Below are 14,104 nucleotides of genomic sequence, written 5' to 3'. Positions count from 1 at the left end.
ACGCATGCCGCTTGAAACCAGCGCCGCAAGCGCCGATGTTTGAACGCAAACCCACCCGACACCGGAAGGCCCGCCGATGCAGACCATGACCCCCTTTGAGCACGCCCCGGAAACCGCGCTGCACTGGCACCGTTCCGGCACCGGCGCTGCGCTGGCCACCGTGGTGCAGACCTGGGGCTCCGCCCCGCGCCGCACCGGGTCGCAGCTGGTTGTGTCCGGGGTGGGGCAGATCGAGGGCTCGGTCTCCGGCGGCTGCGTCGAAGGCGCGGTGGTGGGCGAGGCGCTGGAGGCGCTGCAGGACGGCCAGCACCGGCTCTTGGAATTCGGCGTCAGCGACGAGGACGCCTTTGCCGTCGGCCTCGCCTGCGGCGGCACCATCAAGGTGCTGGTGGAGCCGGTGGGCTCTGCCCTGCCGGTGGAAATTCTGGAGGAGCTGGTGGCGGCCCGCGCCAGCCGCACCCCTGTTGCCTATGAGGTGAACCTCGCCACCGGCGCCCGCCATCTCACCCGCACAGAATACCCGGACCGCATGCGTATGGACCGCTCCGGGCTGGAAGACGACGGCGAGACCTTCGTGGCTGTCCATAACCCGCCCCTGCGGCTGGTGGCAGTGGGCGCAGTCCACATCACCCAGGCGCTGGTGCCGATGGCGCGGATTGCAGGTTATGATCCGGTTATCATCGACCCTCGCGCGGCCTTCGCTTCTCCTGAGCGTTTCCCCGGCGAAACCCTGATGGACGACTGGCCGGATGAGGCGGTCGCAAAGCTGGGGCTGGACACCCGCACCGCGCTGGTGCTCTTGACCCACGACCCGAAACTGGACGACCCGGCGCTGGAGGCAGCTCTCAGCGCTGATGTGTTCTATATCGGCGCGCTGGGCAGCAAGAAGACCCATGCCGCCCGTGTGGCGCGGATGCAGGAGGCCGGGTTCAATGAAGACCAGATCAACCGCATCCACGGCCCCATCGGCCTCGACATCGGTGCCGCCAGCCCGGCGGAAATTGCCGTTTCGATCCTGTCGGAAATGACCGCCGTTCTGCGCGGCAAGCAGCCATGAGGTTTGGCCCGGTCCCCTTGGATGACGCGCAGGGCGCCATCCTCGCGCATTCCCTGCAGGGCGCCAGCGGCAAGGTGGCCAAGGGCACGGTGCTAAGCGCGGATGACCTCGCGGATCTGGCGGCCGCGGGCCATGACACGCTGACCGTTGCCCGGCTCGACCCTGCCGACCTGCACGAGGATGCGGCAGCAGAGGCGCTGGCAAACGCACTGGTGCCGGACCCGTCCGCGCAGGGCATCCGGATTTCCGGCGCCGGCACCGGACGGGTGAACCTCTATGCCACCGGCGCCGGGCTGGTGCGGCTGGACCGGGACAGGCTGGCGGCGGTCAACGCGGTCGATCCGATGATAACCGTCGCCACCGTACCGGACTATCACCGGGCCGATGCGCGCGGCATGCTGGCCACGATCAAGATCATTTCTTATGGCGTGCCGGCCGATGCAATCCGCCGTGCCAGCGAGGGGGCAGGGGATGCGATCCGGGTGCTGCCGCCGGTCCTCTCCTCCGCCACGCTGATCGAAACGGCAGTCACGGAAGACACCCCCCCGGACAAGGGCCGTGCCGCGATGGCGGGGCGGCTGCACCGGCTGGGGCTCAGCCTGTCGCCGCGGGTGGTGGTGCCGCACCGCGAGGCGGAACTGGCTGAGGCCATTGCTAACGCGCCGGGGCAGCTGCTGCTGATCCTCACCGGCTCCGCCACCTCCGACCCTCACGACGTCGCGCCGCAGGGGCTGCGGCAGGCAGGCGGCACGGTGACTCGTTTCGGCATGCCCGTGGACCCCGGCAACCTGCTGTTCCTGGGCGCATACGAGGACAAGCCGGTGATCGGCCTGCCGGGCTGTGCACGTTCGCCGGCGCTGAATGGTGCCGATTGGGTGCTTGAGCGGATCGTCTGCGGACTGCCTGTCAGCTCCGCCGATATCGCCGCCATGGGCGTTGGCGGCCTGTTGAAGGAAATCCCCACCCGCCCGATGCCGCGCCGCGATGCAGAAGGCTGAATGCGGCGCTGCAGCGCGGGATTTGTGACGCAAGGTCACAACCATGGGTAAGCGGCTCTGACGCGAATTTGCGCTGCATCCCCGCCGGAAAACACTTCGCGGAAGGCTGGCGGCGTGCTTAACTCCCCCCAGCCAGACAAAAACAAGCTAAAGGGAGGGTACTATGGCCAAGGTCTCCATGACCGTGAACGGCAAGGCTGCCAGCGGCGACGTTGAAGGGCGCACGCTGCTGTCATCATTCCTGCGCGAGCAGCTGGGGCTCACGGGCACCCACGTGGGCTGCGACACAAGCCAGTGCGGCGCCTGCGTGGTGCATGTGGATGGCAAGGCGGTGAAAGCCTGCACCATGCTGGCGCAAGAGGCCGAAGGCGCCGAGGTTGCCACCATCGAAGGCCAGGCCAATGCCGACGGCTCTTTGAACACGATCCAGCAGGCGTTCCAGGACCATCACGGGCTGCAATGCGGCTTCTGCACGCCGGGTATGGTGATGTCGGCGGCGGCACTGCTGAAAGACAACCCCAAGCCCACTGAGGCGGAGGTCCGCGACTACTTGGAAGGCAACCTGTGCCGCTGCACCGGCTACCATAATATCGTCAAGGCGATCATGGCGGCCTCGGGACAGGATGTATCCAGCATAGCGGCGGAATAACCGGACGACCCCAGGCCGGTACCCGGCCTGAGCTGAACAAGGAGTGACTGACAAAGAGGTGCGCCACGGCAGCACCCTCCAGGGAGGAAGACCAGACATGCCCAAGGATAACGGCATCGGCGCCAGCCCCAAGCGGCGCGAGGACGTGCGGTTCCTGACAGGAGCCGGGAACTATACCGACGACATCAACGTGAACGGCCAGGCCCATGTGCATTTCCTGCGCGCCGATGTGGCCCATGCGACCATCAATTCCATCGACACATCCGCGGCTGAGGCGATGCCCGGCGTGGTGAAGATCTTCACCGGCGCCGATTTCGCCGAGGTGGGCGGCATCCCCTGCGGCTGGGGCGTCACCGACCGCCACGGCAACCCGCAGCAGGAGCCGCGTCACCCGATCATCGCGCATGACACCATCCGCCACGTGGGTGAGATTGTTGCCGCCGTGGTCGCTGACACGCTGGAACAGGCCCGCGATGCGGCGGAAGCGATTGAGCTGGATCTGGGCGACAAGCCCGCGGTGGTCAACATGGGGGCGGCACTTGCAGACGGCAGCCCAAAAGTGCATGAGGATCTGACCTCAAACCTCTGTTATGACTGGGTGTTCGGCAATCCCGATGACGACGCGGTGCAGGCGGCCTTTGACAGTGCCGCCCATGTGACAACGCTGGAGCTGGTCAACAACCGTCTGGTCGCCAACCCGATGGAGCCGCGCGTGGCCATCGGCGATTACAGCCGCGCCACGGATGAGCACACGCTCTACACCACCAGCCAGAACCCGCATGTGATCCGCCTCTTGATGTGCGCCTTCGTGCTGGGCCTGCCGGAGCACAAGGTGCGGGTGATCGCGCCGGATGTGGGCGGCGGCTTCGGCTCCAAGATCTTCCACTATGCCGAGGAAGCCTTCTGCACCTTCGCCGCCAAGGCCTGCGGCCGGGCAGTGAAATGGACCTCGACCCGGGCAGAGGCGTTCATCTCCGACGCCCATGGCCGCGACCATGTGACGAAGATCGAGCTGGCGCTGGATGCTGACAACAACTTCACCGCGCTGCGCACCAACACGATGGCGAATATGGGCGCGTATCTCTCGACTTTCTCCACCTCGGTGCCCAGCTACCTGCACGGCACCCTGATGGCGGGGAACTACAAGACGCCCATCGTGCAGGTGAACGTGAAAACGGTCTTCACAAACACGGTGCCGGTGGATGCCTACCGCGGTGCCGGCCGGCCGGAGGCGACTTATCAGCTAGAGCGGGTGATCGACAAGGCCGCGCGCGAGCTGGGCGCTGACCCGATTGCCCTGCGCCGCCAGAACTTCATCACCGAGTTCCCCTATGAAACCCCGGTGGCGCTGACCTATGACACCGGCGATTACGTGGCGACCATGGACAAGCTGGAGGAAGTGGCTGACGTCGCTGGCTTTGCCGCCCGCCGTGCCGCAAGCGAAGCCAAGGGCAAGCTGCGCGGCTTTGGCATCAATTGCTATATCGAGGCCTGCGGCATCGCGCCGTCCAATATCGTCGGCATGCTGGGCGCCCGGGCGGGGCTGTATGACGCGGCGACGGTGCGGGTGAACGCCACCGGTTCCATCAGCGTCATGGTTGGCGCGCATTCCCACGGGCAGGGGCATGAAACCTCCTTCCCTCAGGTCGTGGCCGACATGATTGGCATTGATGAGAGCATGGTCGATATCGTGCATGGCGACACCGGCCGGGTGCCCTTTGGCATGGGCACCTACGGCTCGCGCTCCATCGCGGTCTGCGGCTCCGCCATGGTACGCGCGACAGAGAAGATCATCAGCAAGGCCAAGAAGATCGCCGCCCATCTGATGGAGGCCTCGGACGCCGATATCGAGCTGAAGGACGGCCAGTTCACCGTTGCAGGCACCGACAAGTCGGTGGCTTGGGGAGATGTCTGCCTGACGGCCTATGTCCCTCACAACTACCCGCTGGAGGAGCTGGAGCCGGGGCTGGAGGAGACCGCCTTCTATGACCCGGCGAACTTCACCTATCCGGCCGGCGCCTATGCCTGCGAGGTGGAGGTGGATCCCGACACCGGGAAAGTCAGCATTGAACGGTTCGCGGCGGCGGATGATTTCGGCAATATTATCAACCCGATGATCGTTGACGGTCAGGTCCATGGCGGGCTGGGGCAGGGCATCGGCCAGGCGCTGCTGGAAAACGCCGCCTACGACGAGGACGGCCAGCTCTTGTCGGCCTCCTTCATGGATTACGCCATGCCCCGGGCCGATGACGTGCCGTTCTACCAGGTGGACCATTCCTGCCAGACCCCCTGCACCCATAACCCATTGGGCGTGAAGGGCTGCGGTGAGGCCGGCGCCATCGGATCACCGCCAGCGGTGGTCAACGCGGTGATCGACGCGCTGCAGTCGGGCGGCAAGAACGTGGCCCACATTGACATGCCGCTGTCGCCTGCTCGGGTCTGGGCGGCGATGAACGGGTAAGGGCTCATGGGGGCGCTGCCCCCATACCCCCGGAGTATTTTCGGAAAGATGAAAGCCGGCGGGCCGGTTTTCAGAAAGGATACGAAATGTATGAATTCGAATTCGAGAAGCCCTCAACCGTTGCAGAGGCGGTTGCTGCGCTGGCGGATGAGGACGCGCAGGCGCTGGGCGGCGGGCAGACGCTGATCCCGACGCTGAAACAGCGGCTGGCGATGCCGTCGAAACTGGTCTCCCTCAGCGGCATTCCCCAACTGAAGGAGCTGAGCGACAACGGCGGCATGCTGACCATTGGCGGCGCAGTCACCCATGCAGAAGTGGCCGCTGCCGCGGCGGACAGCTATCCGGCGCTGGCGGAACTGGCCAGCCATATTGGGGACCCGGCGGTCAGGAACCGCGGCACCATCGGCGGTTCGCTGGCCAACAACGACCCGGCGGCCTGTTATCCGGCGGCGGCGCTGGGCAGCGGTGCGACCATCGTCACCAACGCCCGCGAGATCACTGCCGATGACTATTTCCGCGGCCTGTTCGAGACTGCGCTGGAAGAAGGCGAGATCATCACCGCAGTGCGCTTCCCGGTGCCGGAAAAGGCCAATTACCAGAAGTTCCTGCAGCCCGCCTCGCGGTTTGCCCTGGTGGGCGTCTTTGCGGCGAAATATGCGGCGGGCGTGCGGGTGGCTGTCACCGGAGCGTCAGAGGAGGGCGTGTTCCGCTGGCATGAGGCCGAGGCGGCGCTGGATGCCAATTTCGCACCGGACGCGCTGGACGGGCTGAGTGTGGATGCCGGCGGCATGATCGGTGATCTGCATGGCACCAAGGAATACCGCGCCCATCTGGTTGGGGTGATGGCAAAACGCGCGGTGGCCGCAGCGGGCTGAACCGCCGCAAGCTAAAGACATGCGCAGGCACCGGTTACCGGTGCCTGTTCCCGTGTCAGTGCTTCAGATAGCCGGACATTTCTTCCAGCAGGTTCTGAGTCTTGCCGGACAGTTCGCGGATCTCGGTGGCAATGACGGCAAAGCCTTTGCCCATTTCGCCGATCCGCGCCGCCTCGATCGAGGCGTTGAAGGAGATGAACTTGATGTTCTTGCCAACCCCTTCGGCAGTGGCGATGGTCGCGCGCATCTGTGCGTCACGCTCTTCCTCGCGCTGCTGCTGCGCCTCGCGCAGGGTCTGCACCATGTCCTTGAGAAAGTCCGAGACCGCCGGTTCCAGCCGGTAAAGGCAGAGGGCGGCCAGATCCGGCACATTGCGAACGTGCGCCAGTACGGCGCCGTCAGCCTGGCCGGCCGCACTGTGGAGCGGTTCCAGCAACTCCAGGCAGGACTGGCGCTTGCCCTCAAGCTCCGCCGGAAGAGTATAGGCGCAGTCCGCCAGCAGGGCATCCAGCCCGCCGCCGAGCATATCGCAAGCGGCGAAGATACGCCGCACCGACAGGTCCAGCACATCCTCTGCATTGGAGCTGTCCGCACCCTCCGGCGCCTGCGCCAGCGCCAGCAGCGACAGCGCGGCAATCCGGCTGGGGCCAATGGCCATGAAGGCGGTGTTCTGAACGTCGGTCAAGCTGGTCATGCGTCTGCCTTCACTGGGGATGGCACCTGTATAGCGGGCAGGCGTTAAGGCAGCGCTAACCGAAGCAGACAAAAAAAGCCCCGCAGGCGGCGGCCTGCGGGGCTGTGCCTGGCACCAGCGGTGCACCGGCTTATTTCTTGGCGAGCGGCCCGATCAGCATGATCATCTGGCGGCCTTCCATCTTGGGGAAGTTCTCGACCTTGCCGATCTCCTTGGTGTCCTCGGCAACCCGCTCCAGAAGCTCGCGGCCAAGATTCTGGTGCGCCATTTCGCGGCCGCGGAAACGCAGGGTGACTTTAACCTTGTCGCCGTTCTCCAGGAACTTCACGACATTGCGCATCTTCACATCGTAGTCATGGGTATCCGTGTTGGGACGGAACTTGACCTCTTTGACCTCGATGATCTTCTGCTTCTTGCGGGCTTCGCTCTCGCGCTTCTGCTGTTCGTATTTGAACTTGCCAAAGTCCATGATCTTGCACACGGGCGGATTGGCGTTGGGCGAGATTTCAACCAGATCAAGTCCGGCCTCTGCCGCCATGTCCATGGCTTTTGCCGGGTGCACAACCCCGACGTTTTCGCCATCGGCGCCGATCAGGCGGATTTCGGGGGCGCGGATTTTTTCGTTGACGCGCGGGCCGGTGTCTCGTTGCGGCGGCGCGTTATGAGGTCTGCGGGCTATGACTGCGATCCTTCTGTCATTGCAAAAAGTGCGGGAACGCTACTGCCCCCGCGTCTGTGATTCAAGCGTTATGGGCGGTATGGCGGCAGGAAAGCCGCATTTCAAGGCCGCATGTTGCAAAAGGCCCGGAAAACAGAAGCGAAACTGGTCTGCAGCGCAGGTGAAGCGGGCGGCGCAACCGTCTGAAAAACCGCAATTGCGGCGGGGTTCCGCCAGTTTGGCGCGGCCGGGCGGCGCGGCGCCGCCCGTGATGCATATGTGCCAAACTTCCCCCTTGAGCTGTGCCCCGTGCATTGCCATCTGGCAGGCAGATGCCGCGCGTGGCGCGGCCCGGCCCCGGACGGGCCGAAAGGAGTGAGGAGAGACCTATGAAACAGTTGTTGATCGTGCTGGGCCTGGGTGCCGCAGCGGTGGTTGCCTATCTGCTGGTGAGCGGCCAGGACGCGCAGGAGCCCGCCCCGGCTGAAGCACCTGCGGTGCAGGAAGAGCAAAGCAGCACCGATCCGGTGACTTCGGAAGAACCGGCGGCAGCGGCAGAAGACGCCGCCCAGGACGCGGCTGAGGCAGTGGAAGAAGCCGTCGAGTCTGGCGCCGAGGCAGCAGGCGACGCGGTTGAAGCGGCGCAGGATGCGGTAAACGAGGCCGCCGGCGCGGTGACGGAAACCGTCGGCGATGCGCTGGACAGCGCGTCCGATGCGGCTGGCGAGGCCACCGGCACCGCAGCAGATGCAGCAGCCACAGCGGTTGACAGCGCTGCAGAAACTGCAACAGGCGCGGCAGACAGCGCGGCGGATGCGGCTGCAGATGCTGCTGAGGCGGCACAGGACACTGCCACCGGGGCGCTGGACAGCGCAAACACTGCCGCTGAGGAACTGCTGAACCAGTCCGGCGCTGGCGAAACCGGTGCGGCTGACACCACGGCAACCGGCAGCGACTGATAGCCTCCGCCAAGGCGGGAAAAAAACAGGCGGCTGGGGAACCCCGGCCGCCTTTTTTGATTGTCCGGTTCAACCGCGCCGCGGCGGCCGGTCAGTGCGGCCGCGCCTGCGCCTGCTGGGCAAGGCGCGCCATATGCTCCAGCGGTGCTTGGGCTGCGGGCTGTTCAGAGGGCGATCGCGGCACCAGAAATGTCAGGAAGCTCTCCCAGCCGCCGCTGGCGCCGCCTTGCTTGCGGGCGCGCTGGATCTGCAGCTGTGCCACCGCGAGCAGGTCCAGCGCTTTGCCGCCGTCGTAGTCCTTGCCGGTGAGGCCGGCCAGATGGCTGCGGAAACGGTCGCCCATCGAATTCAAAAGCAGCAACGGCGCGGTCATCGGCTGGCCTTCCTGCACCAGCGCGTCGAACATCAGGTCGATGTCCTGCGGTGTCATGGCACGCAGATCAAACCGGGCCTTGATGGCGGCAATCCTGTCCTGCAGCGGCGGCTGCACCGGGTCGGGGCGGTTCTGGAAGCCGGACAGCGCGGCGCGGACGCGGGCCTTGCCTGCTTCGGTTCTGACGGACTGGAAGACGGGCGCCTGCCCGGGGGCCGTTTCGTTATGCATCTGCTGGTGCTCCATTCTGGATCTCAGCAGCAGAATTACCGATTCATCCCCAACAAAAGATAAACGGGAGGCGGCAGCCTCCCGTCAAATCCGTGTCAAAATTCGGGCAGCCCGCAGGGGCGGACCAGCGCCGGATCAGTCCAGAAACGCCTTTTCCACCACGAAATGCGCAGGCTTGGAATTGGCGCCTTCCTCCAGCCCATAGGTGTTCTCAAAGAGGTCCTTGAGCTCCAGGTTGAAGGCCAGGTTGCCGCAGATCATCGCCCGGTCGCTTTCCGGGTTCAGCGGCGGCACGCCGAGATCGGCAAAGGCCTCGCCGGAACGCATCAGGTCGGTGATGCGGCCCATCTTGGGGCTCTCTTCGCGGGTGGTGGTCGGGTAGTACTTGATCTTCTTCCAGAAGCCTTCGCCGATCACCTCATTCAGCAGCTCGTCGTCCTTCAGGCTCTCGATCAGCTCAGCACCATAGGTCAGCTCGCCAGCTTCGCGGCAGGTGTGGGTGATGATCACCTCGTCGAATTTCTCGTAGGTTTCCGGCTCGCGCAGCAGCGAGGCGAAGGGCGCAAAGCCGGTGCCGGTGGCAAAGAACCAGATCCGCTTGCCCGGAACCAGCGCGTCATGCACCAGGGTGCCGACGGGCTTCGGGCGCAGGATGATCTCGTCGCCTTCCTTGATGTGCTGCAGCTTGGAGGTCAGCGGGCCGTCCTGCACCTTGATCGAGTAGAATTCCATTTCCTCGTCCCAGGAGGGGGAGGCGATGGAATAGGCGCGCAGCAGGGGCTTCACCTTGCCAGTCTTGGGATCGGGATCGTTCATCAGGCCGATCATCACGAACTCGCCGGAGCGGAAGCGCAGGGAGGCAGGCCGGGTGCAGCGGAAGGAAAACAGCCGGTCGGTCCAGTGTTTCACCTGGGTCACGGTCTGGGCGTCGGGCAGGGCCGGCACGGCTTTGGCCGGTTTCGGGTCGGTTGCAGTGTCGGTCACGGGTGTCATCTCATTCATCGGTTCCACTGCCGGAGGAGTAGCCGGCACCTCTGATTAGTCTTTGATACATGTCAGGAAAACCCCCTGTTTTGCGAAACCGGCCCCGCGTCTGACGCAACGGAGCCGGTTTCAGGGAGTGTCCCGGGTTAAGGGGCTGGCTTAGCGGGCAGCGGTGCTGCCGCGCAGGCGGGCCTGATAGCTGTGGTCTTTCCAGTTGGCGCGGGCGAGCCACTGGTCCTCGGGCTGGCGGGCGGCCAGCTCGTCGGTCAGCTCAACCTCGTCAAAGCCGGAGCGGCGGGCCATGGCGTACTGGTCGGCGATCACATGGCCGAAGGCGCGCAGGCGGCCCTCAAAGCCCTTCAGCCGCAGCTGGCGGGCCAGGGTGAAGCCGCGGCCGTCGGCAAAGCTGGGGAATTGCACCCGCACCAGCTCCACGCCGTCCAGCGACACCTCGGCCAGATTGGCGTCCGAGGCCAGCTCCAGCACGTTGCTGCCCTCAAAGCCGCCGGTCCAGTCTTCGGCGGCAAAGCCGGTGTCGGTCACGATAACAGTCATCTCACTCACGCTCCTGTGCGTACCATTTGGCCGTCCACCACGTGGATGCCGCATTCTTCTTTGTTCTCCCCGCGCCACCGTCCGGCGCGCGGGTCTTCGCCTTCCTTGACCGGGCTGGTGCAGGGCGCGCAGCCGATCGAGGGATAGCCCTTGGCCACCAGCGGATGGCGGGGCAGGCGGTTTTCATCCATATAGGCGCGCACATCTTCCGGCGCCCAGTGGGCCAGCGGGTTGATCTTGAGCCGCCCGGTGCCTTCTTCGACCTCGAAGAACTCCAGCGCCGCACGGGTGCCGGACTGGAACCGCTTGCGGCCGGTGATCCAGCCGTCGTAGTCCGCCAGCGCCTTTTGCAGCGGCACGGTTTTGCGCAGCGTGCAGCAAGCGTCCTTGTCGCTGAACTTGAGGGCCCCGTAGGGGTCCTTCTCGGCGATGTCATCGGCGCGGATGATGCGCACATTGCGCAGGCCCAGCCGCTCGCTCACCTCCTGCTGATAGATCAGCGTTTCGGTGAACAGCAGTTCGGTGTCCACGAACACAACCGGGGTCATCGGGTCGATGATCGCGGCCATGTGAAGCAGCACCACGGATTCCGCGCCGAAAGAGGAGACCAGGGCGATATTCCCTGCGTCCCGCAATGCGCCCTCCATCACCGAGGTGGCCGAATGGTGGCGGAAGCGCGCATTGAGCGCCTCCGCCTTGGCGGCCAGCTCCCGGTCCCGGATGAGGTCTTCCTCTCCGGCGGGCTTGTTTCCGGCTGTATGGAACATCAGATCAGGCGACCTTTTTCTGAGCCTCGGGGTAAAGCGCGGCCTTGAAGGGATCCATGCCAACCCGGCGGTAGGTTTCGATGAAGGTCTCCTCGGCGTTTTCGCGCACCGACAGGTAGGTCTCCACGATCCGTTCCACCGCAGGCACGATTTCGTCATAGGCGAAACCGGGGCCGGTGCGGGTGCCGATGGCGGCATTCTCCGACGCGTCGCCGCCCAGGGTGATCTGGTAGTTCTCCACCCCTGCGCGGTCCAGGCCCAGGATGCCGATGTGGCCCACATGGTGGTGGCCGCAGGCGTTGATGCAGCCTGAGATCTTGATCTGCAGGTGGCCGATGTCATGCTCCAGCTTCAGCTCGTCAAAGCGGGTGGCAATCTCCTGCGCGACCGGGATCGAGCGCGCGGTGGCCAGGTTGCAGTAGTCCATGCCGGGGCAGGCGATGATGTCCGAGATCAGGCCGAGGTTGGCGGTGGCCAGCCCGTGTTCTTTCAGCTTGGCGTGGATTGCCGGCAGGTCCGACTTGTGGACATGCGGCAGGATCACGTTCTGCTGGTGGCTGATGCGCAGCTCGCCATAGCCGTACTGCTCTGCCAGGTCCGCCATCACGCGGATCTGCTCAGCCGATGCGTCGCCCGGGGTTGCCCCATGCGCCTTGATCGAGATGGTGGCGATGGCGTGGCCCTCGGCGCGGTGCGCGTGCAGGTTGGTGTCGGCCCAGGCGCGGAACACCGGGTCGTTGGCATAAGCTGTGTCGAACGCATCGGTCGGGGCAGAGCGGAATTCCGGCGCCTGGAAATGCGCTTTGATCTCTTCCAGCAGCTCCTGGTCGGTGCCGTCGTACTGGCCGCGGATGGTCAGGAAGGCTTCCTCGGTCATCGCGCGGTAGGTGTCGATGCCGTTCTCGGAGACGGTGATCTTGATGCGCGCCTTGTACTTGTTGTCGCGGCGGCCCAGCACGTTGTAGACGGTCAGAACCGCCTCCAGATAGGGCAGCAGATCCGCCTGCGGCAGGAACTCGCGCAGCACCTGGCCGATCATCGGGGTACGGCCGAGGCCGCCGCCAACGATAACCTTGAAGCCCAGCTTGCCGTCCTTCTCGACCACCTGCAGGCCCACGTCATGGGCGCGGATCACGGCGCGGTCGGTGTCGCTGCCGGTGATGGCGATCTTGAACTTGCGGCCCAGGAACTGGAATTCCGGGTGGTCGGTGGACCACTGGCGGATCAGCTCGGCATAGGGGCGGGGATCGGTCAGCTCATCCGCGGCGGCACCGGCGAAATGGTCGGCGGTGGTGTTGCGGATGGTGTTGCCCGAGGTTTGGATCGCGTGCAGGCCGACCTCACCCAGCGCGTCCAGCATGTCCGGCAGGTCACGCAGTTTCGGCCAGTTGTACTGGATGTTCTGGCGGGTGGTGAAATGGCCATAGCCCTTGTCCCACTTCTCGGCCAGCAGCGCCAGGGCGCGCATCTGGTTCGGGTTCAGGGTGCCATAGGGGATCGCAACCCGCAGCATATAGGCGTGCAGCTGCAGATAGACGCCGTTCATCAGGCGCAGCGGGCGGAATTCTTCCTCGGTGAGGGAGCCGTCGATGCGGCGCTCGACCTGGGCGCGGAACTGTGCGTTGCGTTCGGCCAGGAAGGCTTCGTCGAATTCATTGTACTTATACATTGGCTTCAGCCTCCTGTTTGCCGTGGAAGTAGTTCGAGGGTCCGGTGCGGCGGAATTCCTCGCGGAAGTGGGTCGGCTCGGGGCCGTTCGGGCCTGCCTTGGCGTCGGCCAGATAGGCGCCGACGATCTTGATGTTCTGCTTCTCCGCCTCGATCAGGCGCAGCTGGGCGTCTGCCTCGTCCGTGATCAGCTCAGCTTCGGACAGGTCGCGGGTCCAGGTGTCCTGGGCGGTGAAATAGATCACGTCGCCCTCGAGCAGGTCGTTGGCGGTGATGACTTTGGGTGTAAAGGCGCGGGCCATTATGCAAGCTCCGTTTTGAGATCGTTCAGGGCTGCCGCCGCCTGGCGCGGGGCAAGACCCAGGAATGTGAGGGCAGGGCCGTCGAAACCAGCCGCATCCAGGTCGGCGGGCAGGCGGTCCAGCGTTGTTTCCAGCACCCGCTGTTCGGGGCGCGAGGCGTTTTCGATGATGGTCACCGGCGTTGCGCGGTCGGCGCCATGCATGATCAGGCGGCCCTGCACGAAGCGGGCGGATTTCTTGCCCATATAGACCGCGGCAACCTCGCCCGGGCGCGCCAGTGCGGCCCAGTCGTGATCGGCAAAGCCGGTCATCGCATGGCCGGTCAGGAACCGGACCGAGGTATTGCGGCCGCGCTGCGTCAGGCTCTGGCCGATGGCGGCCACGGCAGCGGAGGCGGCGGTGATGCCGGGGATGATACTGTAGGCGATGCCCGCTTCCTCGCAGGCGGTCAGCTCTTCATCCAGGCGGGCAAAGATCGCCGGGTCGCCGCCCTTCAGCCGCAGTACCTTCTTGCCCTGCTTGGCCAGTGCCACCAGACGGGCGTTGATGTCCGCTTGGCTGACCTGAGCGCCGAAGCCTTCCTTGCCTGCGTCTTCCAGCACCGCCTGCGGACCGGCCAGAGCGAGGATTTCATCGCTGACCAGGCGGTCATGCAGGATCACGTCGGCGGCTTGCAGGGCGCGCAGGGCCTTCAGGGTCAGAAGCTCTGCATCGCCGGGGCCGGAGCCCGCAAAGCACACCTGGCCCGCAACCATACAGTCCATGCTGCCACGGACGTGAGTGGCGGCATTGGCAGCATGTGTCGATGGTGCGGACATTCCTGTACCCTCTTCAGTGTGTTTGACTTGGGGTTAGATATAGGAAATATTCCCG

15 protein-coding genes are annotated in these 14,104 nt (G+C 65.1%); 6 read left to right on the top strand and 9 right to left on the bottom strand.

Annotated elements, in window-relative coordinates; genetic code table 11:
• The first annotated feature begins 76 nt into the window (after nt 1-76).
• The 5 genes from RA24_RS05080 (at nt 77) to RA24_RS05060 (ending at nt 6,040) form a co-directional block, all read left to right on the top strand.
• A complete protein-coding gene (locus RA24_RS05080) occupies nt 77-1,057 on the top strand; it encodes an XdhC family protein (protein WP_446720209.1) in 981 nt (326 codons plus the stop codon).
• A complete protein-coding gene (locus tag RA24_RS05075) occupies nt 1,054-2,055 on the top strand; it encodes a molybdopterin-binding protein (RefSeq protein WP_039190284.1) in 1,002 nt (333 codons plus the stop codon). The genes RA24_RS05080 and RA24_RS05075 overlap by 4 nt, the downstream gene beginning before the upstream one ends.
• A gap of 163 nt (nt 2,056-2,218) precedes the next feature.
• Nucleotides 2,219-2,704 (top strand): (2Fe-2S)-binding protein, encoded by a 486-nt coding sequence (locus RA24_RS05070; RefSeq protein WP_039145480.1) that lies wholly within the window; start codon nt 2,219-2,221, stop codon nt 2,702-2,704.
• Between the two features lie 97 nt (nt 2,705-2,801).
• The gene (locus RA24_RS05065) at nt 2,802-5,165 is read left to right on the top strand and encodes a xanthine dehydrogenase family protein molybdopterin-binding subunit (RefSeq protein ID WP_039190282.1); all 2,364 of its coding nucleotides are present in this window, start codon (nt 2,802-2,804) and stop codon (nt 5,163-5,165) included.
• 86 nt (nt 5,166-5,251) lie between these two features.
• Entirely contained in the window at nt 5,252-6,040 is a 789-nt protein-coding gene (locus tag RA24_RS05060) for an FAD binding domain-containing protein (RefSeq protein ID WP_039145483.1), read from the top strand.
• A gap of 55 nt (nt 6,041-6,095) precedes the next feature.
• On the opposite strand, the gene RA24_RS22880 is transcribed toward RA24_RS05060, so the two are convergent.
• Together RA24_RS22880 and infC are read right to left on the bottom strand one after the other, a co-directional pair.
• A complete protein-coding gene (locus RA24_RS22880; RefSeq protein WP_039190281.1) occupies nt 6,096-6,734 on the bottom strand; it encodes a methyl-accepting chemotaxis protein in 639 nt (212 codons plus the stop codon).
• Between the two features lie 130 nt (nt 6,735-6,864).
• Entirely contained in the window at nt 6,865-7,326 is a 462-nt protein-coding gene (gene infC / locus RA24_RS05050; RefSeq protein WP_337589023.1) for a translation initiation factor IF-3, read from the bottom strand.
• Nucleotides 7,327-7,781: 455 nt separating this feature from the next.
• On the opposite strand from infC, the gene RA24_RS05045 reads away from it, so the two are divergent.
• A complete protein-coding gene (locus RA24_RS05045; protein WP_019295917.1) occupies nt 7,782-8,351 on the top strand; it encodes a hypothetical protein in 570 nt (189 codons plus the stop codon).
• Between the two features lie 91 nt (nt 8,352-8,442).
• On the opposite strand, the gene RA24_RS05040 is transcribed toward RA24_RS05045, so the two are convergent.
• From RA24_RS05040 to cobA, 7 genes are all read right to left on the bottom strand, one after another.
• Nucleotides 8,443-8,955, bottom strand: a complete 513-nt coding sequence (locus tag RA24_RS05040) for a hypothetical protein (RefSeq protein ID WP_241480904.1) — start codon at nt 8,953-8,955, stop codon at nt 8,443-8,445.
• Between the two features lie 135 nt (nt 8,956-9,090).
• Nucleotides 9,091-9,957, bottom strand: coding sequence for a ferredoxin--NADP reductase (locus RA24_RS05035; protein ID WP_029204787.1), 867 nt, complete (start codon nt 9,955-9,957; stop codon nt 9,091-9,093).
• Nucleotides 9,958-10,098: 141 nt separating this feature from the next.
• Nucleotides 10,099-10,494 carry a DUF934 domain-containing protein gene (locus tag RA24_RS05030; protein ID WP_039190277.1) on the bottom strand — a complete coding sequence of 132 codons (396 nt, stop codon included), beginning with the start codon at nt 10,492-10,494 and terminating at the stop codon, nt 10,099-10,101.
• Nucleotides 10,495-10,499: 5 nt separating this feature from the next.
• Nucleotides 10,500-11,261 (bottom strand): phosphoadenylyl-sulfate reductase, encoded by a 762-nt coding sequence (locus RA24_RS05025; protein ID WP_019295913.1) that lies wholly within the window; start codon nt 11,259-11,261, stop codon nt 10,500-10,502.
• Nucleotides 11,262-11,265: 4 nt separating this feature from the next.
• Nucleotides 11,266-12,930 carry a nitrite/sulfite reductase gene (locus tag RA24_RS05020; protein ID WP_039145489.1) on the bottom strand — a complete coding sequence of 555 codons (1,665 nt, stop codon included), beginning with the start codon at nt 12,928-12,930 and terminating at the stop codon, nt 11,266-11,268.
• Complete coding sequence (locus RA24_RS05015; RefSeq protein ID WP_019295911.1) at nt 12,923-13,231, bottom strand: DUF2849 domain-containing protein; 309 nt, start codon at nt 13,229-13,231, stop codon at nt 12,923-12,925. The genes RA24_RS05020 and RA24_RS05015 overlap by 8 nt, the downstream gene beginning before the upstream one ends.
• Entirely contained in the window at nt 13,231-13,986 is a 756-nt protein-coding gene (cobA, locus tag RA24_RS05010; RefSeq protein ID WP_039190275.1) for a uroporphyrinogen-III C-methyltransferase, read from the bottom strand. Before cobA ends, RA24_RS05015 begins: the two co-directional genes overlap by 1 nt.
• Nucleotides 13,987-14,104: the final 118 nt, after the last annotated feature.

This window comes from Leisingera sp. ANG-M6 (assembly GCF_000813905.1).
Taxonomy (GTDB): domain Bacteria; phylum Pseudomonadota; class Alphaproteobacteria; order Rhodobacterales; family Rhodobacteraceae; genus Leisingera.
Note: the sequence above shows the minus strand (reverse complement) of the source record. Positions and strands in the feature narration are given on the sequence as shown.